The sequence below is a fragment of the Streptomyces sp. NPDC048297 genome (assembly GCF_043201585.1).
Taxonomy (GTDB): Bacteria; Actinomycetota; Actinomycetes; order Streptomycetales; family Streptomycetaceae; genus Streptomyces.
The window spans coordinates 260,193-285,521 of the sequence record NZ_JBICZA010000004.1 but is presented as its reverse complement, the minus strand read 5'-3'; the positions used below and the strand labels follow the sequence as shown (position 1 = coordinate 285,521).

At 72.0% G+C, this 25,329-nt stretch carries 24 protein-coding genes; 12 read left to right on the top strand and 12 right to left on the bottom strand.

Annotated features, from left to right (window positions below; all coding sequences use genetic code 11):
• Positions 1 to 170 precede the first annotated feature (170 nt).
• A complete protein-coding gene (locus ACGFYV_RS06510; RefSeq protein WP_393877226.1) occupies positions 171 to 506 on the top strand; it encodes a hypothetical protein in 336 nt (111 codons plus the stop codon).
• Positions 507 to 528: 22 nt separating this feature from the next.
• Here ACGFYV_RS06510 and ACGFYV_RS06505 read toward each other — a convergent pair whose 3' ends face one another.
• Positions 529 to 996: a hypothetical protein gene (locus ACGFYV_RS06505; RefSeq protein WP_393877225.1), complete on the bottom strand. Its 468-nt coding sequence runs from the start codon at positions 994 to 996 to the stop codon at positions 529 to 531.
• Positions 997 to 1,342: 346 nt separating this feature from the next.
• Between ACGFYV_RS06505 and ACGFYV_RS06500 the strand changes: the two genes are divergently transcribed.
• The gene (locus ACGFYV_RS06500) at positions 1,343 to 2,692 is read left to right on the top strand and encodes a transaminase (protein WP_393877224.1); all 1,350 of its coding nucleotides are present in this window, start codon (positions 1,343 to 1,345) and stop codon (positions 2,690 to 2,692) included.
• Between the two features lie 58 nt (positions 2,693 to 2,750).
• Positions 2,751 to 3,191, top strand: coding sequence for an Lrp/AsnC family transcriptional regulator (locus tag ACGFYV_RS06495; RefSeq protein ID WP_393877223.1), 441 nt, complete (start codon positions 2,751 to 2,753; stop codon positions 3,189 to 3,191).
• 110 nt (positions 3,192 to 3,301) lie between these two features.
• On the opposite strand, the gene ACGFYV_RS06490 is transcribed toward ACGFYV_RS06495, so the two are convergent.
• A complete protein-coding gene (locus tag ACGFYV_RS06490; protein ID WP_393877222.1) occupies positions 3,302 to 4,438 on the bottom strand; it encodes a PP2C family protein-serine/threonine phosphatase in 1,137 nt (378 codons plus the stop codon).
• Positions 4,439 to 4,712: 274 nt separating this feature from the next.
• On the opposite strand from ACGFYV_RS06490, the gene ACGFYV_RS06485 reads away from it, so the two are divergent.
• Positions 4,713 to 5,621: a GNAT family N-acetyltransferase gene (locus tag ACGFYV_RS06485; RefSeq protein ID WP_393877221.1), complete on the top strand. Its 909-nt coding sequence runs from the start codon at positions 4,713 to 4,715 to the stop codon at positions 5,619 to 5,621.
• Here the strand turns inward: ACGFYV_RS06485 and ACGFYV_RS06480 are convergent.
• The 4 genes from ACGFYV_RS06480 to ACGFYV_RS06465 form a co-directional block, all read right to left on the bottom strand.
• Positions 5,611 to 6,567, bottom strand: coding sequence for a Gfo/Idh/MocA family protein (locus ACGFYV_RS06480; protein WP_393877220.1), 957 nt, complete (start codon positions 6,565 to 6,567; stop codon positions 5,611 to 5,613). The two genes, ACGFYV_RS06485 and ACGFYV_RS06480, sit on opposite strands and share 11 nt — an antisense overlap.
• A gap of 35 nt (positions 6,568 to 6,602) precedes the next feature.
• The gene (gene tgmB, locus ACGFYV_RS06475; RefSeq protein WP_393877219.1) at positions 6,603 to 7,586 is read right to left on the bottom strand and encodes an ATP-grasp ribosomal peptide maturase; all 984 of its coding nucleotides are present in this window, start codon (positions 7,584 to 7,586) and stop codon (positions 6,603 to 6,605) included.
• A 16-nt stretch (positions 7,587 to 7,602) separates the two neighbouring features.
• Complete coding sequence (tgmA, locus tag ACGFYV_RS06470; RefSeq protein ID WP_393877218.1) at positions 7,603 to 7,794, bottom strand: putative ATP-grasp-modified RiPP; 192 nt, start codon at positions 7,792 to 7,794, stop codon at positions 7,603 to 7,605.
• Positions 7,795 to 8,087: 293 nt separating this feature from the next.
• Positions 8,088 to 8,954 carry a fructosamine kinase family protein gene (locus tag ACGFYV_RS06465; RefSeq protein ID WP_393877217.1) on the bottom strand — a complete coding sequence of 289 codons (867 nt, stop codon included), beginning with the start codon at positions 8,952 to 8,954 and terminating at the stop codon, positions 8,088 to 8,090.
• A 379-nt stretch (positions 8,955 to 9,333) separates the two neighbouring features.
• On the opposite strand from ACGFYV_RS06465, the gene ACGFYV_RS06460 reads away from it, so the two are divergent.
• Together ACGFYV_RS06460 and ACGFYV_RS06455 are read left to right on the top strand one after the other, a co-directional pair.
• Positions 9,334 to 10,095, top strand: a complete 762-nt coding sequence (locus tag ACGFYV_RS06460) for a hypothetical protein (RefSeq protein ID WP_393877216.1) — start codon at positions 9,334 to 9,336, stop codon at positions 10,093 to 10,095.
• A 283-nt stretch (positions 10,096 to 10,378) separates the two neighbouring features.
• Entirely contained in the window at positions 10,379 to 11,035 is a 657-nt protein-coding gene (locus ACGFYV_RS06455) for a class F sortase (protein ID WP_393877215.1), read from the top strand.
• On the opposite strand, the gene ACGFYV_RS06450 is transcribed toward ACGFYV_RS06455, so the two are convergent.
• A complete protein-coding gene (locus ACGFYV_RS06450) occupies positions 11,023 to 12,234 on the bottom strand; it encodes a GDSL-type esterase/lipase family protein (protein WP_393877214.1) in 1,212 nt (403 codons plus the stop codon). The genes ACGFYV_RS06455 and ACGFYV_RS06450 overlap by 13 nt on opposite strands.
• Positions 12,235 to 12,333: 99 nt before the next feature.
• Complete coding sequence (locus ACGFYV_RS06445) at positions 12,334 to 12,903, bottom strand: TetR/AcrR family transcriptional regulator (protein WP_393877213.1); 570 nt, start codon at positions 12,901 to 12,903, stop codon at positions 12,334 to 12,336.
• A 151-nt stretch (positions 12,904 to 13,054) separates the two neighbouring features.
• On the opposite strand from ACGFYV_RS06445, the gene ACGFYV_RS06440 reads away from it, so the two are divergent.
• Complete coding sequence (locus ACGFYV_RS06440) at positions 13,055 to 14,008, top strand: LysR family transcriptional regulator (protein ID WP_393877212.1); 954 nt, start codon at positions 13,055 to 13,057, stop codon at positions 14,006 to 14,008.
• A 241-nt stretch (positions 14,009 to 14,249) separates the two neighbouring features.
• On the opposite strand, the gene ACGFYV_RS06435 is transcribed toward ACGFYV_RS06440, so the two are convergent.
• Positions 14,250 to 15,704: a glyceraldehyde-3-phosphate dehydrogenase gene (locus tag ACGFYV_RS06435; RefSeq protein WP_393877211.1), complete on the bottom strand. Its 1,455-nt coding sequence runs from the start codon at positions 15,702 to 15,704 to the stop codon at positions 14,250 to 14,252.
• Between the two features lie 275 nt (positions 15,705 to 15,979).
• Between ACGFYV_RS06435 and ACGFYV_RS06430 the strand changes: the two genes are divergently transcribed.
• The 5 genes from ACGFYV_RS06430 to ACGFYV_RS06410 all read left to right on the top strand — a co-directional run bounded on the left by ACGFYV_RS06430 (position 15,980) and on the right by ACGFYV_RS06410 (position 21,866).
• A complete protein-coding gene (locus ACGFYV_RS06430; RefSeq protein WP_393877210.1) occupies positions 15,980 to 17,221 on the top strand; it encodes a hypothetical protein in 1,242 nt (413 codons plus the stop codon).
• Between the two features lie 191 nt (positions 17,222 to 17,412).
• The gene (locus tag ACGFYV_RS06425; RefSeq protein WP_393877209.1) at positions 17,413 to 18,243 is read left to right on the top strand and encodes a PP2C family protein-serine/threonine phosphatase; all 831 of its coding nucleotides are present in this window, start codon (positions 17,413 to 17,415) and stop codon (positions 18,241 to 18,243) included.
• A gap of 218 nt (positions 18,244 to 18,461) precedes the next feature.
• Entirely contained in the window at positions 18,462 to 19,505 is a 1,044-nt protein-coding gene (locus ACGFYV_RS06420; protein ID WP_393877287.1) for an MASE1 domain-containing protein, read from the top strand.
• A gap of 67 nt (positions 19,506 to 19,572) precedes the next feature.
• Positions 19,573 to 20,046, top strand: a complete 474-nt coding sequence (locus ACGFYV_RS06415; RefSeq protein ID WP_393877208.1) for a MarR family winged helix-turn-helix transcriptional regulator — start codon at positions 19,573 to 19,575, stop codon at positions 20,044 to 20,046.
• Between the two features lie 155 nt (positions 20,047 to 20,201).
• Complete coding sequence (locus tag ACGFYV_RS06410) at positions 20,202 to 21,866, top strand: MFS transporter (protein ID WP_393877286.1); 1,665 nt, start codon at positions 20,202 to 20,204, stop codon at positions 21,864 to 21,866.
• Positions 21,867 to 21,894: 28 nt separating this feature from the next.
• On the opposite strand, the gene ACGFYV_RS06405 is transcribed toward ACGFYV_RS06410, so the two are convergent.
• The 3 genes from ACGFYV_RS06405 to ACGFYV_RS06395 all read right to left on the bottom strand — a co-directional run bounded on the left by ACGFYV_RS06405 (position 21,895) and on the right by ACGFYV_RS06395 (position 25,121).
• The gene (locus tag ACGFYV_RS06405; protein WP_393877207.1) at positions 21,895 to 22,776 is read right to left on the bottom strand and encodes a prolipoprotein diacylglyceryl transferase family protein; all 882 of its coding nucleotides are present in this window, start codon (positions 22,774 to 22,776) and stop codon (positions 21,895 to 21,897) included.
• Positions 22,777 to 23,343: 567 nt separating this feature from the next.
• On the bottom strand, positions 23,344 to 24,630 hold the full coding sequence (locus tag ACGFYV_RS06400) for a cation:proton antiporter (protein ID WP_393877206.1): 1,287 nt from the start codon (positions 24,628 to 24,630) through the stop codon (positions 23,344 to 23,346).
• A gap of 5 nt (positions 24,631 to 24,635) precedes the next feature.
• On the bottom strand, positions 24,636 to 25,121 hold the full coding sequence (locus ACGFYV_RS06395) for a cation:proton antiporter regulatory subunit (protein WP_393877205.1): 486 nt from the start codon (positions 25,119 to 25,121) through the stop codon (positions 24,636 to 24,638).
• Positions 25,122 to 25,329 lie beyond the last annotated feature (208 nt).

Genomic DNA, 25,329 nt, shown 5'->3' with positions numbered 1-25,329 from the left:
GCCCGTCCGCCGGACCCGTCCCGCGACGGCACAGGAGGCATGTGGTCCCGGCAAGTGCGGGATGTTTGTCGCACGGGCGGAACCGCGCGTTCGAGGGGTTGGTTCACCCGACCCGGTGAGCGGAGCACCCCGAAACGTACCGGCGGCGCGCGCCGGGCGTTGCCCTCGACATGAACGGCATCGACCACGAGGACCGGGTGGAGCGCGAGGACCGCACGGAGCGCAAGGACCGTACGGGGGACAAGGGCCGTACGGAGCGTGTGGACGACACGGACCGCAAGGATGACACGGACCGGGCGGACCGTGCCGACCGCGTGGCCCCGGCGGACCGCGTGGCCCCGGCGGACCGCGAGGTCCCGGCGGACCGGACCCGAGAGCCGATCTACGCCGAACTCGTGGGGGAGTGGCGCGCCCAGGGGCGGACGGTGCCCGCCGAACCGGACATGCTGTGGGCGGCCCTGACCGCCTTCACCCTGTGCGCCCGCCCCGGGCCCGAAGGTTCCTGACCGGCCGCGTCCCGTATCGCGGTCAGCGCCCGCACATCGGCGCGAGCACGGCCAGCGTGCCGTTGGCCTCCCGCAGGGCCTCCTCCAGCATGCCGGGCCGGTGCAGCGCGCCGGTGCCGTCCGGCGGTACCAGCCACTCCAGGGAGCGGGCGGGGCGGTAGGGCGGCGGCACGGCGACCCAGGAGCCCCTGGTCGCGTACCGCAGGCCGGCGCCCACCCAGCCGCCGGACGGGTCGGGGGGCAGGAAGAAGCCGACCCGCTCCGCCGCCGTGTCCACCAGTGTCGGTCCCGGGGCGCCCGGTGCGGGCCGCCACAACAGATCCAGGGCCAGCAGCCCGAGCGGCTCGGGCACGCTCAGGACGTCCCAGAAGCGGCCGGCCTCCAGCAGTGCGACACCCTCCCCATGATCCCACTCCCATTTGCACGTGCGGGGATCGGCCGCCGCCGCGGCGAGCCACTCCACGCCCCGCATCCACATCGCGTTCGTCATGCACTGCTCCGGGTGATCTCGAACCCCGCAAGGGCGCAGGGAACGGTGGTGACCGGACAGTTCGTGCCACTGCACGCCTACCCGGCATATGCATGCTGGTAGATATTTCTACCTGGCGGAAGGGGTGGCGCGGCCTGGCGTTTCGGTGGATGCGTTCGAACTCCGCGTGCGGGTTCGTCGGTTGGGCGAGGTGATGCGGGTGATGCGTCACCCTCGGAGAGCCGCAAGACCGCGAATACGCTCGAATCGAGTGTTTTGGCAATCGATTCATGCGTGAAATCTTGATCTGGATGAGGTTTCAGTCGTACGCTCACTCTGTTTCGTCATCACACCCACGAGGTATCCCATGGACCGCACGCGACTGCACGCCCTCCTGGCCCGCGAGAGCGCCGAGGCCGAACGCCGCAATCCGCGCTCCCGGGCGGCCTACGCGCGCGCCGACCATCTCTTCGGGCGGGTGCCGATGACCTGGATGAACAAGACCGCCGGTGCCTTCCCGCGATACCTGGCCGGGGCGCGAGGCGCCCGCGTCACCGACGTGGACGGCCACGAGTACATCGACTTCTGCCTCGGCGACACGGGCGCGATGGCCGGTCACTCGCCGGCCCCGGTCACGGAGGCGGTCCAGCGCCGCTACGCCGTCCTGGGCGGGGCCACGGCCATGCTGCCCACGGAGGACGCCGAGTGGGTCGGTGCCGAGCTGACCCGGCGGTTCGGACTGGCCCGCTGGAGCTTCTCGCTGACCGCCACCGACGCCAACCGGTGGGCCATCCGGCTCGCCCGTGCCGTCACCGGGCGCCCCAAGATCCTGGTGAACAGCTACTGCTACCACGGCAGCGTCGACGAGTCGCTCATCGTCGTCGGCCCCGACGGCGACGGCACCGCCCGCCCCGGCAACGTCGGCGCCCCCTGCGACGTGACGCTGACCAGCCGGGTCGCCGAGTTCAACGACCTCGCCGGACTGGAGCGCGAACTGGCCCGCGGTGACGTCGCCGCCGTCCTCATGGAGCCGGCCCTCACCAACATCGGCATCGTCCTGCCCGAGCCCGGCTACCTCGCCGGTGTCCGCGAACTGACCAGGCGGTACGGCGCCCTGCTCATCACCGACGAGACCCACACCTTCTCGGCCGGCCCCGGCGGCTGCACGGCCGCCTGGGACCTGGAGCCCGACCTGCTCACCATCGGCAAGGCGATCGGCGGCGGCATCCCGGCCGGCGCCTACGGCCTCAGTGCCGACCTCGCCGAGCGGCTGCTCGCCCGCGAGGACCTGGACCTGGTGGACATGGGCGGCGTGGGCGGCACCCTGGCCGGAAACGCGCTGTCCGTCGCCGCGATGCGCGCCACCCTCGAACACGTCCTCACCGACGACGCGTTCGCCCGCATGGCCACCCTGTCCGAACGCTTCGAGGCCGGCGTACAGGCGGCCATCGACGCCCACGCCCTGCCCTGGTCGGTCAGCCGCCTCGGCGCCCGCACCGAGTACCGCTTCGTCTCTCCCGCGCCCCGCACCGGCACCGAGTCCGCGGCCGTGGCCGACGCGGAGCTGGAGGACTACCTCCACCTCTACCTGGCCAACCGGGGCATCCTGCTCACCCCGTTCCACAACATGGCGCTGATGTGCCCGGACACCACCGAGCAGGACGTCGACACCCACACCGGGGTGTTCGCCGCCGCGCTCGCCGAACTGAGCGGCTGAGCCGACCCCCTAGGCTGGAGGGCCCCCACCGACCCGCCGGAGAGGAAGAACGACGACCGTGGACGAGATCGACCGGGCCATCCTGCGAGAACTGCAGACCGACGGACGCATCGCGTACGCCGACCTCGGCCCCAAGGTCGGCCTGTCGGCGTCGGCCGCCCGGCAGCGCCTGCAACGCCTGCTGGACTCAAAGGCCGTCCAGGTCGTCGGCGTCACCGACCCGATGGCCATGGGCGGCCAGGCCATGGCGCTGCTCGGCATCGGCGTCGACGGCGACCCGCGCACGGTGGCCGACGCCCTCGCCGAACGCCCCGAGGTCGTCTACTCGGTCCTCACCTCGGGCGGATTCGACCTGTTCGCGGAGGTGGTGGCGCCCGGACCCAAGGCCCTGCTGGACTTCGTCAACGACGAGGTCCGGCCCCTGGAGGGCGTCCGCGAGATCCAGTCCTTCCCGTACTTCGGGATCCACACCCACCGGTTCCTGTGGGACGTGGGCTGACGACCCTTCGCAGAGGTGGGCCGACGCCCTTTCGCAGAGGTGGGCCGACGCCACTTCGTAGACGTGCGCTGACGCCCCTTCGTACCGGAGCGGCCCGCGCCCGGGGGTGATCAGGGGACGGCGGGGGCGGGGGTCAGGACGAGCATGGTGGCGTCGTCGCGGACCTCGAAGCGCAGCCGCAGCAGGTCCGCCCACACCGCGTCGGGCAGACTGCCCGCTCCCGCTCCCTCTCCGGCTCCCTCTCCGGCTCCCGCTCCGGCGAGCGCGGTGAGCCGGTCGGGCAGCGGGTAGAAGGCGTCCGAGTCGTTCCGGGCCTCCCACACCCCGTCGGAGGCGATCAGCAGCCGGTCCCGGGGGCCGAGGGACACGGTGACCTCCTTCGGCCGTTCCATGCCGAGCAGCCCGATACCGAGCGGCGGACTGGGCGGGACGATCATCTCCAGGGCCCGTTCCCCGTGCAGCAGCACGGGCGGCGGGTGACCGCAGGCCAGTACCCGCACCGTCCGCGCGTCGGCGGAGAACTCCAGCAGCACCGCGGTGGCGAACAGCTCCGGATGGCGGACGGCGGAGGAGTCCGCCACCAGCCGGCGATCCATACGGGCGGCGACCGCCTCCAGGCCCGGCTGGTCGAGCGCCGCCTCCCGGAACGCGCCCAGCAGCGACACCACCGTCGAGACCGCCGACAGTCCGTGCCCCTGCACATCGCCCATCACCGCACGCACGCCGTACGGCCCGTCGCGCACGTCGAAGAAGTCACCGCCCACCAACGTCCCGTCCTGTGCCGCCCGGTAGAAACCCGCGCACCTCACCCGGCCGACGCGCTCCGGCAGAGGCGGCATCACCGCGCCCTGCACGGCCTCGCTGATCTCCCGCTCCATGTCCAGTTGGGCGTCCCTGCGGCTGCGTACGAAGGACAGGAGCACACTCAGCAGGGCGACGAACGCGATGGTCAGCACATCGGTGTTGCCCGGCCGGTTCAGATGCGCGAACGGCAGGTTCAGCACCACGACGACGAGAACGCCCAGAGCGGCGGTCGCCATCGGCCCGTACGACAGGACGGCGAGCGGCGGGATCGCGCCGAGCAGGAAACCCAGATCGCGTGCGTGCGGGGTGCCGAGCGCGGTCACGGTCACCGCCACGAGCAGCAGCACCGGCAGCACCCGCACCCATCGCGGCGGTGGCGCGCCCCGCAGCCAGCCGCGTTCCTTCCTGGTCCGTCGCGACGACCAGCCGCGCACCGATGTCACATGCCCACGCTACGCCGCCGTCCCGCCGGGGGCCTCTTCCCGGCCCGGCACCCGTGACGAGGGCGAACGGCCCCGGCGCCCGTGACGACGAAAACCGGTGGACGCCCTCGCCGCCACCCCCTAACGTGAGGCACCACGCCCGAGACGGCCGGAAGGAGGCGAGCGTCATGCAGGTCCCGTTCACCCAGCGCTCCCCCCTCCCCGTTGCCCAGGGCGTGCCACGTCTGACCTGACCGGGAGCGCTGTACGTTCGTACGCATCCCGGAGGAATCCCTTGACCGCACTGGTCATCCGCACGCTCGACGAGAGCAGTGCTCACCTGTTCGACGATCTGCCCGACCCGCTCGGCTTCCGTGAGAAGCACCGCCGGACCCGGTACCGCCCCGACTGGAAGCGCGTCGCCCTGCGCGACGGCCGTCCGGTGGCCCGCGCCGCGTGGTGGGCCCGGCCCGAGGACGCCGAGCCCCTGGTGATCAACTGGTTCGACGTGGCCGAGGGCGAGGAGGACGCGGGCGCCGAACTCCTGCGGACGGCGCCCTGGCGCACCGAGGAACTCGAACTCGATCTGCCCGTGGGCTGGCGCGACGACCCCGTGCAGCGGGCCGCGACCGGCACACGCATCGCGGCCGGCCGCAAGGCGGGCTACGAACCGCTGGTGGAACGCTTCATCTACCGCTGGACCCCTGACCGGGGTCTGCCCGAGCGCCCCAGACGCCTGCTCTTCGCCGCCGAACCCGACGACGGCGTCTTCTTCGAGGCCCTGCGCCGCATCCACTCCGTCACCCTCGACGCCCACGCCCTCCGGGCCATCGAGCAGGGCGGAGTGGACCGGGCCGCCCAGGAGGAACTCGACATCTTCCACTGGATGCCGTCACCGCGCGAGTGGTGGCAGGTGGCCCGCACCCCCGAGGGCGAACTCGCCGGCATCCACATCCCCGCCCACAACCCCGCCGGCCCCTGCATCGGCTTCATCGGCGTCCTGCCCGGCCACCGCGGCCACGGCTACGCCTACGACCTCCTCGCCGAGTGCACCCACTTCCTGGTCGAACGGGGCGCGGAGTTCATCGCCGCCGCCACCGACCAGGGCAACTTCCCCATGGCCGCGAACTTCGCCAAGGCCGGCTATCCCGTCGTCCGCGAACGCGTCAACCTCTGGGCCGACCACACGCTCACTACCGGGTGACCTGCTGACGGGCCGGTGACCGGAACGTCTGGACGGCCCCGGCCGGCGGGTGTGCCCCGTCGGCCGGGATGCCGTTCAGAAGGGACTCCGCGGACGCCAGGATCTCGGTGATCCGCAGGCCGAAGACGGCGTCGCAGGCGTGCGGGCGGCCCGTGCGGGCGGCGGCGATCAGGGCGTCGGCGGCACGGGTGAGGGCGGTGACCGCGTCCTGCGCGCTCACCGGCAGCACCGCCGTCCCGGCCTCGCCCCACAGCTCCACGCCGACCCCGGCCGCCGCGGGCGGTGCCGTCAGGCTCAGCGTCACGGTGCTCGACGCCCCGGTCTCGTGGTCGAGGACCAGATGCACGGTGTCCGCGGGACCGTGCGCGGCCGCCAGGACCTGCCGTACGTCACCGAGGACCGGAAGCAGCACCGACAGGGCGTGCGGGCCCACATCCCACAGCGCGCCCTTCTCGCGCCGCCACGGCGACGCGGCGAACGGGCTGTCGCTCGTGAACACCGATCCCAGCCACTGCGCCCGCGCCGTGAACCAGCCCGCCTCCGCGGCCTGTTCGGCGATCCACGCCTCGGGTTCCTGCTGGAAGCGGGTGGTGAAGAACACCACCGAGGCGACCTGGGCCCGCTCCGCCTCCTCGGCCACGGCCCGCGCCTGCCCGACCCCCAGCGCGACGGGCTTGTCCAGCAGCAGATGGCGGCCGGCCCGAGCCGCGCGCACCGCCAACTCGGCCTGCACGGACGGCGGAAGCGCCACCGCCACCGCGTCCACGTCGGCGAGCAGGTCGTCCACGTCGTCGTACGCGCGCACGCCGTACTCCTCGGCGAGGGCGCCGGCCGCCTCCGGGCGGCGCCCCCACACCCCGGCGAAGTCCAGGCCGGTGTGCCCGGCGAGTGCGGGGGCGTGGGCCGCGCGGGCCCAGGGGCCCGTGCCCAGCAGTCCGATGCGCATGTCGCGTTCCTCTCTCCGATGCGGTGGCCGCGGACTCAAAGTGCCGTGCCCCGCGCGTCGTCGGCAGACGTTCCTCGGGTATCCTCGTCTCCCGCCAGCCAGCGCGCTATGGTCGCGGCGATCGGCTGGCCGGTGTCCATCTCCACGAACCCGAACTGGCCCGACTGGTTGCACTCCAGGAACCACCAGACGCCGTCCGCGTCCTCCGCGAAGTCGAAGGCACCGTAGGACAGTTCGGCACCCCTCATGTACCGCAGGACCGCCTCGGCGATGCGCGCGGGCGTCTGCGCCGGCAGCCAGGGGGAGACCGAGGGGGCGAAGCGCACGTCGACGTCGTCGGGGTGGGCGTGCGGATCGGCCGACTTGCGAGCGGCCAGCAGCCGGTCCCCGACGACCGTCAGCCGGATGTCGGCCCTCTTGGCGACCCGCCGCTGCAGCAGGGTCGGTCCGAAGGCGACGGCCGAGAAGTCGGCGTCCGGCGCCACCCGGCTCGTCGGCACCGTCCGCGGCGGCTCCTGCGGATGCGCACCGGAGACGGGCTTGACCACGAGGTCCGGGAAGCGTTCGGCGAACTCCCGGGCCGCCTGCGGGAACGTCGTGATCAGCGTGGCCGGCACCGGCAGGCCGCTGTGCTGGGCGAGCCGCAGCTGCCAGGGCTTGTGGCGGGCACGCCGCGCGGCGTCCGGATGGTTCATCCAGCGGGCGTCCGTACCGCGCAGCAGGCCGTAGAGCGCTTGCGCGGACTCCTCCGTCAGCCAGGCGGACGGCTGCGCGGCACGAGCCGCCGCGACGCCCGGCCTGCGCACCCAGACGGAGCGCAGGCCGCTCAGGCTCACCCGGCGCCCGCCGACGGACAGCTGACCTTCGCAGGCGCCCTGCGCGTACTCGCCGGACAGCGACACGCCGTTGGTGAGATCGGCGGGGTCGAGGCGGACCACCGGCACGTCCGCCTCGCCGAGCCGGAGGACCACCATGTCCGCCGTCACGTCCTCTTCACTGGTCAGGATGAGCACGGTCATGGTGCGCGGCCCGCGTTCAGTCGTCGAAGTGTGTCTTGGAACCGGCCGTGGAGGTGGTGGTTCCCAGGGCTCTCAACGTCGCGTGATCGGCGGCCGCGATGCGTCCGTCCGGGAGGACGTTCAACTGCAGTCCGGAGTCGTACGCGTACGGAGTGGTGACTTCCAACTGCACAGCCGGGCGCGCGTAGTTGAGCGTGAACGGTTGCATGGTCTCTCCCTGATTCGGCTTTCACGTCCTTATACGAATCGAACGGGTGGTTGGTTTCCTTACGCTCCGTGACCAGGGTCTGGGAAGGGGCGGTTCGGGCGCCAGGTATGAGGACGCCATTACGGGCGAAACGGCTGCGCGAACGACGCGGAATCCTCTTGAAGCCGACGCGTGGGTCGTCTCCGTACCGGCGACAGGGGTGTCTCCGTGCCGCGACGGGATAATTTTCGTGTCGGCGGCGGGGGCGCGTCCGTACTGGCGGCGGGGGCAACTTCGAGCCGGTGGCGCCCGGTTCAGCCCGCCAAGGCGGCGCGGGCCGCCGCGAGGGCCTGTTCGGCGTAGCCGCGGCCGAACAGCACCGCGTGCACCAGGAGCGGGAAGAGCTGGTGGACGCCGACGCGCCGCCGCCGGCCCGGCGCCAGTGGCGCCGCCTCCTCGTAACCGGCCAGCACCCGGCCCAGATGGGGGCAGCCGAACAGCTCCAGCATCGCCAGGTCGGTCTCCCGGTGCCCGCCGTGCGCGGCCGGATCGATGAGCCGCACCTCACCGTCGGCGCCCCACAGCACGTTGCCGTTCCACAGGTCCCCGTGCAGCCGCGCGGGTGGCTCCGCCGGGCCGGCCAGTTCCGGAAGCCGCTCGCAGACCCGCTCGATCACGGCGGCCTCGCCGGGCCGCACGGTGCCGGCGTCGACCGCGGCGCGCAGATACGGCAGCACCCGGTGCTCGGCGTACCAGGCCGGCCAGTCGGCGCCCGGCGCGTTGCGCATGGGCGCGAGACCGATGTACGCCTCCACGGGCCCGCCCGGCGGCGCCGCCCCGAACGCGGGTGCCCCGGACGCGTGCAGGGCGGCCAGGGCGTGACCGAAACGCAGGGCCGCCCCGGCGTCGGGAGGGCCGGTCGGCACGCGCTCGGTGACCATCCAGTCCTCGTCGTGACCGAGCACCCCGGGCACCCGGACCGCCCCCGCCGCACCGAGCCAGCGCAGCCCGGCCACTTCGGCGCGGACCGCACCCGGGCCGTCGCCACGCTTGACCATGACCGTCGTACCGCCCTCGAACTCCACCTCGACCGGCGACCCGTGCGACGTCCGCCCACCGGTGACCCGGCGTCCGGTGAGCCGGGACGCCGCCTGGGCCGGATCTTCGTCGCGCGTGACCACCGTCCCAGGGTAGGTCCCGGGCGAGGGCAGCTCCCAGACACGTCGGGCGGGTTGACGACTGCCCCGGCCGACGCCCCGTGCGGCCGCCCCCACTTCCCGGTCTCCCGCGGGAACGCCGCGTCCGACTCCCGGAACCCGCGCGGGCCCAGCCCGAGGACGAACGACCGTGTGTGCCGGGCCAGGTGCCCGTGGGTGACAAGGGGTGGGCCGGACGGGGCATGCACCGGCGTGTCGCTGGGACAGACGGGTGGAGCGGTGACACGGCTGGGCGGCCTGGATGGTGCGCGGCAACGGCCTGATCGACGGTGGTTCATGTCGAGGCCGGGTCTCTTGAGCCGATGACGTATCCGCTGCCCGGCCACGGCGGAAGGACATCGATATGCGTTCTGCCCGCATTCTTCTCGCCACGGCCGCCGTCACCGCGGCCCTGGCATTCGCCGTGCCCGGCGCCGCGCTCGCGGGGGACGACGGAGGCCGGGACAACTCCTCCCACAGCAGTGGGCACAACAGCGATTCCGGCAGCGGCCGTGACAACGGCTCCGGCAGCGGCCGTGACAACGGCTCCGGCAGCGGTCGTGACAACGGGTCCGACAACGGGTCCGGCAGTGGCCGCGACAACAGCTCCGGCAGTGGCCGCGACAGCGGCTCGGGCAGTGGACGGGGCAAGGGCTCCGGAGGGGACAGTGAAGACGACTACAGCAGCGACGACAACGGCAACGGGCCGCGCGGCGGGATGCATACCGGGGGCGGCGCCCTCGCCGCGGTGCGCAGCGGCAGTAGCAGTGGCGGCGACGACTGGACCAGCTCGGGCGAGGACGACAGCAGGTTCGACCCCGAGTCCTACAAGGACAACGGGGACAGCGGCGACAGCGGCGACAGCGGCGGCAGCGGCGGCAGCGGCGGCAAGGGCAACGGCGGGAAGGGCAACGGCGGGAAGGGCAATGGAGGGAAGGGCAACGGGAGCGGGCGCGACAACGGGGACTCGGGCGACGACAGCGACGAGCCGCGGGGCGGCATGCACACCGGCGGCGGCGCCCTCGCCACCCCGGGTGTCACCACCGGCGGCATGGCGGTGCTCGCCGTAGGCGCCACCGGTGTGTACGCGCTGCGCCGCAAGAAGGCGGGCGAGTCGGCCTCCTGACCGCCCCTCCCGTCCACCGGGGCCGCGGCCACCGCCGGCGCACACCGTGCCGGCGGCCCGCGCCGCCTCGCCCCCACCGGGACCTCGGTCCGAGTTCCTGTCCGGAGTCCTGTCCGGGATCCTGTCCGGAGTCCTGTCCGGGATCCTGTCCGGATTCCTGTCGGGATCCGTGCCGGGACCTCTGTCCGGGCCTCGTCTCTTCACCCCTACGTGTCACCCCTACGTGTCATCCCTACGCGTACTCCGATCCCCGTGCTGCCGTGCCCGAGTGAGGTGGTGTCCGATGGCAGCAGATCCCTCCTCCCCGCACCCCGCCCAACCGGCGGACGGACAGCAGCCGGGCCGCGGCGGTCGGCTGACCCTGTGGGGCGTGGCGATCCTCGTCCTCGCCGCCAGCGTGCTCGGCGGTCACCACAAGGCGAACGACGCCGCCGACCCCTCCCCGGCGACCGGCGCCACGGCCGGCTCCCACATCGCGGGCGAGCCGTTCCCCCGGTCCGCGCCGACGCGTCTGCGCATTCCGAAGATCGCCGTGGACGCCCCCTTCACCGCGCTCGTCCTCAGCTCCTCCGGCCAGCTGGAGCCCCCGCCCGCCGACAACACCAACCTGGTCGGCTGGTACGCCAAGGGCGTCACTCCCGGCGAGAAGGGCACCGCGGTCATCGCCGGTCACGTGGACACGAAGACCTCCGCCGCCGTCTTCGCCAACCTCGACGAGCTGGAACCCGGCGACCACTTCAGCGTGGAGCGGGCCGACGGGCAGAGCGCGAACTTCGTCGTGGACAGCGCCGAGACCTTCGAGAAGGACGACTTCCCCAGCAAGCGCGTGTACGACGACGCGAAGCGCCCCGAGGCCCGGCTCATCACCTGCGCCGGGGACTACGACCACTCGGCCAAGGACTACACCGAGAACCTGGTGGTCTTCGCTCACCTCGTGTGAACCCCGCCTCCTTCCTCGGCGGGGTCCCCGAGCGGGCCGCCCGGCGCGAAGGCCAGCGCGGCGAAGCGCTCACCCATGAGCCGGTGCGTCGCCGCGTCCGGGTGGAGGCCGTCGGGCAGCGGCAGTTCGGCGACGTCGGCCTCCCCGTAGAGGGCGCGGCCGTCGAGCAGGTGAAGGCGCGGGTCCTCGGTGGCCCGCCGGCGCACGATCCGCCCCAGCTCCTCGCGGACGACCCGCAGCGTGAGCTTGCCCAGCGCGCGCTCCGCCGGGTCCCCGGCGGCCCGGAACCGCAGCTGACCGGAACTCAGCGCGGACAGGTCCGGCGCGCTCGGGCCCGGCGTGTCCTCGTGGATGGGGCACAGGACCGGCGAGATCACGAGCAGTGGGGTGTCCGGGTGGCCCTCGCGGATGGTGTCGAGGAAACCGTGGACGGCGGGCCCGAAGGCACGCAGCCGCATCAGGTCGGCGTTGACCAGGTTGATGCCGATCTTGACGCTGATCACATCGGCGGGCGTGTCCCGCATCGTGCGGGCGGTGAACGGGTCGAGCAGGGCGCTGCCGCCCAGCCCCAGGTTGACCAGCTCCACCCCGCCGAGCGTGGCGGCGAGCGCCGGCCAGGTCGTGGTGGGGCCCGCGGCGTCGGAGCCTTGGCTGATGGAACTGCCGTGGTGCAGCCAGACCTTGCGCCCCCGGTCCGGTACGGGTTCCACCGGGGCGTCGGTGCGCAGGGCGACCAGCTCGGTCGTCTCGTTGTGCGGCAGCCAGATCTCTACGTCCTTGACCTCGCCGGACAGACCGGTGAAACGGGCCGTTCCGACCGGTCCGGACCGGTGTTCGGCGGTGCCGGTGGACATGTCGATCGTCAGGGTGCTGCCGCCGCGCACGCACGTGCTGCCGGCCGGGCGCCCGTCCACGAGGAGTTCGTACACGCCGTCCGGACGGGGCGGGGCGCCGACGTAGACCCGCTTGGTGGGCAGCGTGTCCAGCTCGACGGCGGTGGCACGGGTGCGGAAGACCAGTCGTACGCCGGACGGCTGGGACTGCGCCATGAGGAGCTGCGGGTCGGGGCACTGGGCGCGCGCCCAGGCGGGAAGCCGGTGCGGGAGCAGTCCGTTGCCGGTGCGCTCCAGATCCAGGGCGCCGCGCAGCAGGTCGGCCGTGAGGGGAGTGGTGATCCAGTCGGATGCGGTGGTGGACATCGAGCGAGCCTCTCGGGAGGAGAGAAGAGGGGGAGTGAGGGCGAAAGAAGGGGAGATAGGGAAGCGAAGTGGGGGAAGGGAAGCGGGGGAGCGGGTGGATCAGGGCGCCGGCCAGTTGCGCAGGAGTGCGTCGAGGGAGTCGAGGATCCGGGTCCAGGACTCCTGCGAGTCGGGTGCGCTGTGACTGAAGCCGCCGGCCGCCTCCAGGCTGACGTAACCGTGGAACACGCTGCCCAGCAGCCGGACCGCGTGGGTCTGGTCCGGCTCGTCGAGGTCGTAGCCGCGCAGGATCGCCCGGGTCATCTGGGCGTGCCGGGGGCCGGCACTCGCGGCGGCCGTCTCGGGGGCGAGCCGGAACCGGGCCGCCTCGTAGCGGCCGGGGTGTTCCCGGGCGTAGTCCCGGTAGACGTTGGCGTAGGCGCCGAGCGCGTCCTTGCCGGCGCGGCCGGCCAGCGCCTCGGCGGCGAGGTCGGCGAGTTCCTCGAGCGCGAGCAGCGCGATCCGCGTCCTGAGGTCGTGGGAGTTCTTCAGATGCGAGTACAGGCTCGCGACCTTCACGTCGAATTGCCGGGCCAGCGCGGACACCGTCACCTGGTCGAAGCCGACCTCGTCGGCCAGTTCCGCGCCCGCACGCACCAGACGCTCCGTGGTCAGACCGACGCGCACCATGCACTTCCTCCTCTTTGCCGATAGAGATTATGCAGGTGCCTAAGAGCTTTAGGCAAACACGAGACGTCTGTAGTCGGGCTGCTGTCGTCAGGCGGGCCGATGCCAGGGGGCGGGGGCCGGGACATGGGCGGACGGGCGGCACAATGGACCGATGGAGTTGGAGCTTCGCCACCTGCGGGTGCTGTGCGCGGTCGCCGACGCGGGCAGTGTCGGCCGCGCGGCGACGCGGCTCGGGTACTCGCAGCCGGCCGTGAGCACCCAGCTGCGGCGGATCGAGCGCCATCTGGGCGAGCCGCTGTTCGAACGGGGCACCAGCGGCGTACGGCCGACGCCGTACGGCGCCGAGGTCGTCGCCCAGGCCCGTGACGTCCTCGCCCGCGCCGACGCCATCGGTCACCGTCCGGCCGCCGCACGCCCGCGTCGTACGCTGCGCGTGGCCTCGACCAACTCGCCCGTGCTCTCCGGCACGATGTCCCGCGCCCGCACCCGGCTGCCCGCTCTCTCCTTCACCGTGACCAGCGTCTACGCCTCCTCGCGGATCGTGGAGCTGCTGGAGGAGGGCGGGGCCGACGTGGCCATCGCCGCCGACTATCCGGGCAGGGAACTGCGGCACTCGGCCGCCGTGCGGCACCGCGGCATCGTCACCGAGCCGACGTTCGTCGCCCTGCCCGACCGGCACCGGCTGCGTCAGTGCGCGCAGATCCAGCTCGCCGACCTGGCCGAGGACGAGTGGTTCCTGACCCCGGACGACGGCGCGGGCTGGCCCGGGGTGTTCTACGACGCCTGCGCGGCCGCCGGTTTCACGCCGGTCGCCGTGCATGAGTTCCTCGGTGATCCGGCCCAGGTGCAGAGCATGATCGCGGACGGTCTGGGTGTCTCCGTCGTCCAGCCGACCCTGCGTCCGATCCCGCACGTCACGATCAAGCCGCTGGCCGGTTCGCCGCTGTGGTGCCGCTACGTCCTGGCCTGGCGCCCCGACGCGGTCACCGCCGACGTGGTCGACGCGCTCTTCCAGTCGGCCACGGCCGCCTACCGCGATCTCGTCGCCCAGGCACCGCACCTGAGGGCGTGGGCGTCGAGCACATGGAACGTCGCGGGGGCGTGAGGGGCGGCGGCGACACGGGTGGGCGGCGATCGGGTGCCGCCGGAACAGCGTCCCGCACAGCGCACGGCATGGCGTCCCGCACAGCGCACGGCATGGCGTCCCGTACAGCGCACTGCATGGCGTTCCGCATGGCGCCTTGCATAAAGCCCTGCACAACGCCCTGTATGCGAACGAAACGGCCGCCGACCGGAGTTCCGGTCGGCGGCCGTTCAGGTCGCGTGGGTCACGCTCGGCTTCGGGGTCAGACCGCCGTCGCCGGGTAGGTCGGGTACTCGACGCCCGAGACGTGCTGGACGACGCGGACGACCTGGCAGGAGTAGCCGAACTCGTTGTCGTACCACAGGTAGAGGATCGCGTTGTCGCCGTCGACCTTGAGAGCTCCGGCGTCCACGATCGAGGCGTGGCGGGAGCCGATGAAGTCGCTGGAGACCGCGTCGGGCGCCGTGGTGAAGTCGATCTGGCGGCGCAGCGGAGAGGTCAGCGACACCTCGCGGAGGTAGTCGTGGACCTCCTCGCTGGTGGCCTCGCGGGCCAGCCGGAGGTTGAGGATCGCGATCGAGACGTCCGGCACCGGGACACGGATCGAGCTGCCGCTGATCGGCGCCTTGAGGTCGGGCAGCGCCTTCGCGACGGCGGAGGCGGCACCGGTCTCGGTGATCACCATGTTGAGCGGCGCGGAGCGGCCACGGCGCTCGGACTTGTGGTAGTTGTCCAGCAGGTTCTGGTCGTTGGTGAACGAGTGGACGGTCTCCACGTGGCCGCGCAGCACGCCGTACTCGTCGTCCATGGCCTTCAGCGGCGGGACGATCGCGTTGGTGGTGCAGGAGGCGCAGGACAGGATCTGCTCGTCCGGCTTGATCGTGTCGTGGTTGACGCCGTGCACGATGTTCGGGACGTCGCCCTTGCCCGGCGCGGTCAGGACGACCTTCTCGATACCGGGGCGCAGGTGCTTGGAGAGGCCCTCGCGGTCGCGCCACTTGCCGGTGTTGTCGATGAGGATGGCGTCCCGGATGCCGTACTCGGTGTAGTCCACGGACGTCGGGTCGTCGGCGTAGATCACCTTGATCGTGTTGCCGTTGGCGACGATCGTGCTGGTGTCCTCGTCCACCGTGATCGTGCCGTTGAACTGGCCGTGGATGGAGTCACGGCGCAGCAGTGAGGCACGCTTCACGAGGTCGTCGGCGGCCCGCTCGCCGCCGCCGCGCACGACGATGGCACGCAGCATCAGGCCATTGCCGGAGCCGGCCTTCTCGATGAGCAGGCGGGCGACGAGGCGGCCGATGCGGCCGAAGCCGTAGAGGACGACGTCGCGCGACTCGCGGCGCTCGATCTTGTCGGCGCCCGTGGCACCGGCGACGGCCTCGGCGGTGAACTGCTCCACGCTCAGACCGCGGTCGTCGGCCTTGTACGTCTCCGCGAGCAGGCCGAGGTCGATCTGGGAGGGCCCGAGGTCGAGGGTCGTCAGGGCCTGAAGGAACGGCATGGTCTCGGTGACCGAGAGCTCCTCGCCGGCGATCTGCCGAGCGAAGCGGTGCGTCTTCAGGATGCTGACCACCGACTTGTTCACCAGGGAGCGGCTGTGCAGCAGGACGGTCACGTCCCGCTCGCGGTGCAGCTTCCCGATGATCGGGATCATCGACTCCGCGATCTCCTCGCGGTGCATCCAGTTGGTGAACGAGTCGTCGTTGACAGTCACAGATCAATCTTTCGAGCTAGGCAGCGCTCATATGCTAACAACACCCTACGTTGATCTTTCCCGGGGTCGGCTGTGGGGGTGGTCACTGCTCCTGTTCATCCCGGTTCCTGGGATCTTTCCTGTCCTGGTTCCTGACGCCCTGTTTGTTCCGTTTCCTGAAAACGATCACCCCTGTTTCTGAAAACGGTCACCCCTGTTCCTGAATCAGGGTGGAAGACCGTAAGAAACCCGGGTCGCGCCTGGCGTGGCCGCGCCGGGCTGCCCAAGGTCGGAGCGTGAGCACGTCTTCCGTTCCGCGGCCCGAGCAGGGCGCCCCCTCCCGCTTCCCCCGCCGCCTCGCGCTGCCCCGCCCGGCGCTGACCCGTCCCGCGCTGCCCCGAGCCGGCCGGGACCGGATGGCCCACGGCGCCGCGCTCGCCCTCGCGCTGTTCGCGGCCGTCCGGCTGGCCGGAGTCCTCGCCGTGATCGTCGCCGACCACCTCGCCGGACACGCGACGACCAGGAGCCTGGCCCACGCCTGGGACTCGCGCTGGTACCTGCACATCGCCGCCCACGGCTACGGCCGCCTCATCTGGATCAGCCAGGCGGGCGCGGTCCAGACCGACTGGGCGTTCTTCCCGCTCTACCCCGGCCTCGTCCGGGCCGTCACCACCGTCCTCCCCTTCGTCACCCCCGGCCAGGCCGCCCTGCTCGTCTCCTGGGGTGCGGCGATCGTGGCGGCGTACGGCGTCTACCTCATCGGCCACCACCTGTACGGCAGGGCCGTCGCCACCGCACTGGTCGCCCTCTGGGCCGTCCTGCCGCACGCCGTCGAGCTGACCATCGCCTACACCGAGTCCCTGTTCGCCGCCCTCGCGGCCTGGTCGCTGTACTGCGTGCTCCGGGGGCGCTGGCTGTGGGCCGGGTCGCTGGCCGCGCTCGCGGGCCTGGCCCGGCCGACCGGGTTCGCCGTCGCGGTCGCCGTCGGTGCCGCCGCCGTGCACGAGGTGCTGCGCCGGCGCGGCCGGGTGCCGGCGGGACTGTGGGTGGGGGCTCTCCTCGCCCCGGTGGGCTGGCTCGGCTATGTGCTGTGGGTGGGGTCGCAGACCGGCGATCTGCTCGGCGGCTACTTCCGGGTGCAGAGTGCCTGGGACTCGCGCTTCGACTTCGGGGTCGGTGCCGCACGGTTCCTCGCGGCGCTGTTCCGGCACGGCGGCGGCGTCGTCTACCCGGTGGCCCTGGCCCTCGTCGTGGTCGCGGTCGTGCTGTTCGGGCTGCTGTGCCTGGACCGTGCCCCGCTGGTCCTGGTGGTCTTCGCCGGGGTCCTGCTGCTGCTCGTGCTCGGCGGCTCCGGCTCCTTCTCGTCCAAGCCGCGCTTCCTGCTGCCGGCCTTCCCGCTGCTCATCCCGCCCGCGCGCGCCCTGGTCCGCACCTGGCGCGTCCGGCCGGCCCAGGCTCTGCTCGTCGGCGCCTCCCTGGCCGTCGTCTCCCTGCTGTACGGGACCTACGTGACGGTGGTCGCCCACTCCCCGCTGTGAGGGGGCCCGGACGGCTGCCTTCTCTCAGGGTGTATTCGTCCGAAATAGGTAAAATCAAGGAGTTTACCTCAGAAGGTCACGTCAGAAGGTCACGTCAGAAGGTCACGTCAGAAGGTCACGTCAGAAGGTCACGTCAGAAGGTCACGTCAGAAGGTCACGTCAGAAGGTCACCTCGTATCCGGAAGTGATCGATGTCCCGGAAGCGCTCCACGGACGACGGCGACGAGCTGCTCGCCAGACTCGGGTCGCTCACCGCCCAGGCACGCGAGCGCGCGGAGCTCCAGCGCACCCAGGTCGAGCTGGCGATCGCCCTTCAGCGCGGGATGCTGCCCCGGGACCTGCCCCGCCGGCGCGGTCTGCGTATCGCGGTGCGGTACGCGCCCGCCTGCTCCGGCCTCAACGTGGGCGGCGACTGGTACGACGCCTTCACCCTGCCCGGCGGCCGCATAGGGCTGTGCATCGGCGACGTGCAGGGGCACAACATCGAGGCCGCCGCCTTCATGGGGCAGGTCCGGGCCGGACTGCGCGCCCTCGCCACCGTCGCCAGCGAGCCTGGCACCCTCCTGTGCCGGACCAACGACCTGCTGCTGTCCCTGGGCAGCGAACTGTTCGCCACCTGCACGTTCCTGCGGCTCGACCCGGCCACCGGGTTGCTGGAGAGCGCACGGGCCGGACACATCCCCTTCGTCTGGGCCACGGCCGACGGGAAGTCCGGCGTCGTCGACGACGAGGGCGGGCCGCCGCTCGGCATCGAGCCGTGTACGGAGTACCGGGCGACCCGGCACCGGCTCACCACCGGCGGCGTGTTCGTCCTGCTCACCGACGGCGTCGTGGAAGGCCCCGCGATGACCATCGACGACGGCCTCGACCAGGTCGTACGGCTCGCGGGCGCCGCCGCCGTCACCGGTCTCGAGGTCCACGCGCTGGCCGCCGCCGTGATCAAGGGCGCCGAGAGCGTGGGGCACGAGGACGACGCCGCCGTCCTCGTCGTCGGTCACGGCGAACCGGACGAGCGGCCGTAGCGGCCCCTGTCGACCCCTGTCCGCCCCTGCCGCTCGGGCCGGCGGCCGTGCGTGGCGCGTGCATGCCGTGCGTGGCGTGCGTGGCGTGCGTGCCATGGATTCAGCCACGGGGTGCGCCGCGGTTCCCGGTACCGGGCACGGCCGCAGGTTCAGCCATAGAGCGGGACCGGGCGGCTCTCGCCTCGCCGTCGGTGGGCCGCCGGTGTGAGATGTCGCTTGTGGTGGGTGTCCAGGATCTGCGTCCGCGGGGCGTCTATGTGCTCCAGGTGCTGGCCGTCACCGCCTGCTACTTCGCGGCGGGACGGCTCGGACTCGTGCGCCGGCTCGTCGTCGAGGGTGCGGTGGTCACCCCCATCTGGCCGCCCACCGGCGTCGCCGTCGCCGCCCTGCTGATCCTCGGAGCCGGCTGCTGGCCCGGCATCGCCCTCGGCGCGTTCCTCGTCATCCTGTCCCTCTCGTTCCCGCCCGGCCCGGACGTGCTCGGCTTCATGGTCGGCAACACCGTCGCCCCGCTGTGCGCGCTCGTGCTGCTGCGCAAGGCCAAGTTCCGCCTCGACATCGGCCGGCTGCGCGACGGCCTCGCCCTGGTGTTCCTGGGCGCGCTGGGCGCCATGCTGATCAGCGCCAGCATCGGCGTCGGCCTCCTCCTGATCACCGGCAAGCTGCCCCTGCACTCCTTCTGGCCCGTCTGGCTGGCCTGGTGGGTGGGCGACGCGATGGGCGTCCTGATCGTCACCCCGTTCATCCTGCTGCTGTACGGAGCCCGCCGGGCTCCGCCCGCCAGACGCTCGGCGGAGTTCGCGGCGCTGGCCGTCGTCACCGCCTGCCTCGTCCCCCTGGCCATCTACAGCCCGCTCAGCCTCGCGTTCCTGGTCTACCCGCTCATCATCTGGGCCGCGCTGCGCTTCCAGCTGGCCGGCAGCATGCTCTGCGCGCTGGTGACGTCCGTGCTGGCCACCGTCGCCGCCACCGACGGCGCCGGAGCCTTCCACGGACTGAGCCGGATCGAGGTCATGGCGAAACTCCAGGCCTTCAACGGCTCGATGGCGCTGACCGCGCTCCTGCTGTCCGCCGTGATCACCGAGCAGCGCAACACCCGCAGCTCGGTCGAACAGGCCTGCAAGGAACTGGTCGAGGTCCTGGAACACCTCACCGCGGGCGAGGGCCAGCCGCCCCGCCCGTCCGCGGGCCCCGACAACGGCACGGGGAACGACGGCAGGCCGTGGCCGGGCGGCAAACCCCGGCCCGGAGACACGTCGTGAGAGGACCCCGGCGAATTACTCAACCTTGGTTGAACAGTCCAGGCTGATAAACCTACTGTTACTCATCATGGGCATGGACGGAATCACCGACAACGGCACCCGCTCCGCCGGGCCGCCACAGGACACCGTGCCGCTCGCGGCCTCCTTGCGGCTGGCCATGGGCCGGATCGTGCGCAGGCTGCGTCAGGCACACGCGGTGGGGGACGTCAGCCTCTCCGGTGTCTCGGTACTGAACCGGCTCGCCTCCGGCGGACCGGACTCACCCGGCTCGCTCGCCGGCCTGGAGCGGGTCCGCCCGCAGGCGATGGCCAGCATCCTCGCCTCCCTCGAACAGCGCGGACTGGTCAGCCGTACCCCCGACCCCACCGACGGACGGCGGGCCATCGTGTCGGTCACCGGCGAGGGCCGTGCCGTGCTGGCCGAGCGCCGCTCCGAGTCCGTCGCCCGGCTCGCCCGTGCCCTCGACGAGTTCACCCCGCAGGAGCGCGAGGTACTGCACACCGTGCTGCCCCTGCTCGACCGTCTGGCGGAACGGCTGTGACCGGGCAGCCGTCCGGCCGGGCCGGCACCCCGACGACGGGCGCGGCGCGCGCCTGGCTGCTCGCCCGGTCCGCCCGGCTCCGCGACACACCCCCCGGGCCCGGCTACAAGTGGGTGGCGCTCTCCAACACCACGCTCGGCGTGCTGATCGCCACGATGGACGCCTCCATCGTGATCATCTCCCTGCCCGCGATCTTCCGGGGCATCGGCCTCGACCCGCTCGCCGCGGGCAACATCGGCTACCTGCTGTGGATGATCCTCGGCTACCTGCTGGTCTCGGCCGTACTGGTCGTCGTCCTCGGCCGGCTCGGGGACATGTTCGGCCGGGTCCGCATCTACAACCTCGGCTTCCTGGTCTTCGCCTGCGCCTCGGTCGCCCTGTCCCTCGACCCGTTCCGGGCCGGCGCGGGCGCCCTGTGGCTCATCCTGTGGCGCGTCGTGCAGGCCTTCGGCGGCTCCATGCTCACCGCCAACTCGGCCGCCATCCTCACCGACGCCTTCCCGGCCCGGCAGCGGGGCATGGCCCTCGGCATCAACCAGATCACCGCGCTCGCCGGGCAGTTCCTCGGGCTGCTCGCCGGCGGTCTGCTGGCCGCCGTCGACTGGCGGGCGGTGTTCTGGGTGAGCGTCCCGGTCAGCATCACCGGGACCGTCTGGTCGTACCTGAGCCTGCGCGAGACCGCGTCCGCCGGGCGCGGGCGCGTCGACTGGCTCGGCAACATCACCTTCGCCACCGGTGCCGGCATCCTGCTCGCCGGCATCACCTACGGCATCCAGCCCTACGGCGGCCACCCCACCGGCTGGACCAACCCCTGGGTGCTGTCGGGCCTGATCGGCGGAGCGTTCCTGCTGCTGGTGTTCTGCGTGGTGGAGACCCGGGTCGCCGAGCCGATGTTCCAGCTCTCCCTGTTCCGGGTGCGGGCCTTCGCCGCGGGCAACCTCGCCGCGCTGCTCACCGCGATCGCCCGCGGCGGACTGCAGTTCATGCTCATCATCTGGCTGCAGGGCATCTGGCTGCCGCTGCACGGCTACGACTTCGAGGACACCCCGCTGTGGGCCGGCATCTTCATGCTGCCCCTGACCCTCGGCTTCCTGATCGCCGGACCCGTCTCCGGCTACCTGTCCGACCGGTTCGGCGCCCGGTTCTTCTCCACGACCGGCCTGATCCTGGTCGCCGCTTCCTTCCTCGGCCTGCTCGCGCTGCCGGTGAACTTCGACTACGGCATGTTCGCCGCCCTGCTGCTGCTCAACGGGCTGGGCCAGGGCATGTTCTCCTCGCCCAACACCTCGTCCGTGATGGGCAGCGTGCCGGCCCGCTACCGGGGCGTGGCCTCCGGGATGCGCTCCACCTTCCAGAACTCGGGCACGGCCCTGTCCATCGGCGTGTTCTTCTCCCTGATGGTGTCCGGCCTCGCCTCCACCCTGCCCTCGACGCTCAGCGAAGGGCTGAAGGCACACGGCGTACCGGCCGCGACCGCCCACGAGGTGGCCTCGCTGCCGCCGGTCAGCACCCTGTTCGCGACGTTCCTCGGCAACAACCCCATCGGGCACCTGCTCGGCGCGAGCGGCACCCTCGACCACCTGACCGCGAGCCGGCGCGCCACGCTCACCGGGCACACCTTCTTCCCCGAACTGGTCTCCGGCCCCTTCCACCACGGACTGACCATCGTCTTCTCCGTCGCCGCCGCCATGGCCCTGGTCGCGGCCCTCGCCTCCGCGCTGCGCGGCGGCCACGAGCGCGCGGACGCGGCACCCCCGAAGGACGGCCCGGACCACACCACCACCGACCGGCCGGAGCACCGCACAGCGCCCTCCTCCTGAGCGACGGCGCTGTGACGATGCCGCGTGATCACAGACTGGCTGCCAGCCCCATCCACACACCCGCGAGGAGGATGAGGACCAGCGCGGTCCACTGCGCTTCGGAAAGACGACGGCGCATGGGGCGATGGCGATGCCCGCGGAAGGAATCCAGCAGCAGCCGGGCGGTGCTGTATCCGGCGAGATAAAGAAGGAGCAGGGACACGGCCGGCTGCTTGTCCGTGTCGAGCGCGAGTGGAAGCAGCGACAACGCGATGACGACATTGGCCGCGGCATCGACCAACTGCAGGGGGAAGACGCGCTCGGCAGGAGCCGGACCGGGATCGAACCGCCGCCACCGCGTCTGCGCCATCACGACATGCTCGGGTCGATAGGCGATACCCCGCGCGCTGGCACGCCCGAAGCAGCATCCGCCCACCAGGCAGCCGACCCGGTAGATGGCCAGCATCACCGGCAGAGTCAGGCCGAGGTAGTCCGTCGCCGCGCGCGGTGAAACCCCCAGCGCGAAGGACATGAGAACAAGCCCGGGGATGATGAGGAGTACGGCGTCCTGCAAGAAGGACCGGGCAGCGGTCTTCACGACCTTCAGCTTGATTCTCAGATACAGCGGGTAGCCGATCAGGTGGAGCAGCACCATCGGTACCGCGAGCCCCCACCACCGCACGCCACCCCACAGCTGGGCCACGACCAGGCTCATCCCTACGGCTGCCCCGAGCGCCAGGTCGGAAGCGAGGAAATACGGGTGATACCGGCCGCGTCGAGCCACGTGGTGCGCTTTCCGGATGAACCACTCGACGCCTTGAACACTGGCCTGACCGATCGGTCCGACATCGCCGTGCCGCTCTGTGCCGCCCGTAAGAAGTCCTGCCGGTCTGTGACCGGGTATCGCGACCGCGCTGATTTTCTGAGCCATCGCTGCACGCCTCACCATTGAGTACTCAGCCAAGTGGGCCGACCTGACACCGCGCGGGGGAAAGGTGTTCCTGGGCCCCGAGGATGCGATTGCTGAAGGCGAATCCCCGCGTGAACAGGTGCGGCTTGTGGGGAGGAGCGTAGGAGGTGGGATCGGCGTTTGTCGCCGGCCGCCCACAGATGGGGGCCGTGAGGGCAATCGGGTGGCACTCTGGGGCGGTCCTGCCGCACTTGGGGGCGCGGGATGTGCCGCAGGCTGTGCCGGGCTGACCCGGGCGGGACAGCGCCGACGGCGATCCCCTGGACGGGGTTCCGGTCGGCACGCGCTCGGACAAGCAGGTCGCGGCCCCGGCCTGGAAAACGTCCTACGGCCACCACCCGCTCATCCCCTTCGGCGCCGGGGCCGGGGCGGTGGCCGCCACGGGGGAGGTGTCATCAGATGACGAGGTGTCATCAGATGGTGAGGTGTCATCAGATAGTGAGGTGTCATCAGATGGTGAGGTGTCATCAGATGACCCACCGCAGAGAGCGAAGACTCCGGTTGTCGGGGACGGCCGCCGGCGTCCTGTCAGGGACGGCCTGCGGCGTCCTGGTCCAAGCCTGCGACGTCCTGCTCCAAGGGGGAGACGTCCGCTTCCGCCGCCGTCACCGTGCCCGCGGACACCTCGGCGCGAGCCGTGGCCGCGCCCCGTCGGCGCGTCAGCCGAAGGGCGAGGGGCTCGGTGTAGCGGGCGGTCAGCGGGCCGAGGACGACCAGGATCAGGACGTAGGCCGTGGCCAGCGGTCCCAGGTCGGAGTCGATGCCCGAGGTGACGGCGAGACCGGCGATGACGATGGAGAACTCGCCCCGGGCCACCAGGGTGCCGCCCGCCCGCCACCGGCCCTGCGCGGAGATGCCCGCCCGGCGCGCCGCCCAGTAGCCGGTGGCGATCTTGGTCAGCGTGGTGACGGCCGCCAGGACGAGGGCCGGCAGCAGTACCGGCGGGATGGCGGCCGGGTCGGTGTGCAGCCCGAAGAAGACGAAGAACACCGCGGCGAACAGGTCCCGCAGCGGGGAGAGCAGATGGTGCGCGCCCTCGGCGACCTCGCCGGACAGCGCGATGCCCACCAGGAACGCGCCCACCGCCGCCGAGACCTGCAACTGCTGGGCGAGACCGGCCACCAGCAGGGTCAGGCCGAGCACGACCAGCAGCAGCTTCTCGGGGTCGTCGCTGGAGACGAAGCGGGAGATGTGCCGGCCGAAGCGCACCGCCACCAGCAGCACCAGGCCGGCCGCGCCGAGGGCGACGGCGAGCGTGACACTGCCCGCGGCGAGACCGGTCCCGGCCAGCAGCGCGGTGACGACGGGCAGGTACACGGCCATCGACAGGTCTTCCAGCACGAGGATGCTGAGGATCACCGGGGTCTCCCGGTTGCCGATCCGGCCGAGGTCGCCGAGCACCTTGGCGATGACGCCGGACGAGGAGATCCAGGTGATGCCGGCCAGGACGACGGCGGCTATGGGGCCCCAGCCGAGCAGCAGGGCCATGGCGGCACCGGGCAGGGCGTTGAGGGCGGCGTCGACGAGGCCGGCGGGGTACTGCGTCTTCAGGTTCGAGACGAGATCGCCCGCGGTGTACTCGAGGCCCAGCATGAGCAGCAGCAGGATCACGCCGATCTCGGCGCCGATCGCCACGAACTCCTCGCTGGCCCCGAGCGGCAGCAGTCCGCCCTTGCCGAAGGCCAGCCCGGCGAGCAGGTACAGCGGGATGGGCGAGAAGCGCAGCCGGGCGGCGAGCCGGCCGAGCAGTCCGAGGCCGAGGATGATGGCGCCGAACTCGATGAGGAAGACCGCGGAGGAATGCGTGGAATGCATCCGCATCACTCCCGGCCGAGGATGTCGGCGGCGGCATCGACGCCCTCGCGGGTGCCGATCACGATGAGCGTGTCGCCGCCGGCCAGCCGGAAGTCGGGGCCGGGGGAGGGGATCGCGTCGGCGCGGCGCAGGACGGCCACGATCGAGACGCCGGTCTCGGTCCGCATCCGTGTCTCGCCGAGCAGGCGCCCGTTCCAGTGGGAGGCCGCGGACAGCGAGACCCGCTCGGCCACCAGGCCGAGTTCGGTGGTGGACAGCAGGCTCGGGCTGTGGTGCGTCGGCTTCAGCGCGTCGACGAGCGCCTCCGCCTCCCCGCCGGAGAGCTGGACCGACAGCGCGCAGGCGTCGGGATCGTCGTCACGGTAGGCGCTCAGCGTCCGTGATCCGTCGTGGTGGGCGACCACCGACAGACGGCGCCGCTCCCGGGTCGTGAGGTCGTACCGGACGCCGATACCCGGCAATGGCGTCCTGCTCGTGCGTGCGGTGCCCATGGCGGCCCCCCTGGCCTTCCTTGACTGTTTCTTGGTGAAACGATTACCGGAAGCTTAGCTTGACGGTGGGCGGCCACAGGGGGAGGGGGCCGTCAGGGAACAGGGAAGGGGTGGCCAGGGGGGAGGCGGTCGGGGAAGGGGCGGCCAGTGAGAGGGGTGGCCGGGAGTCTCAGGCCGGTGAGGGGCGCGGTCGGGAGTCTCAGGCCGG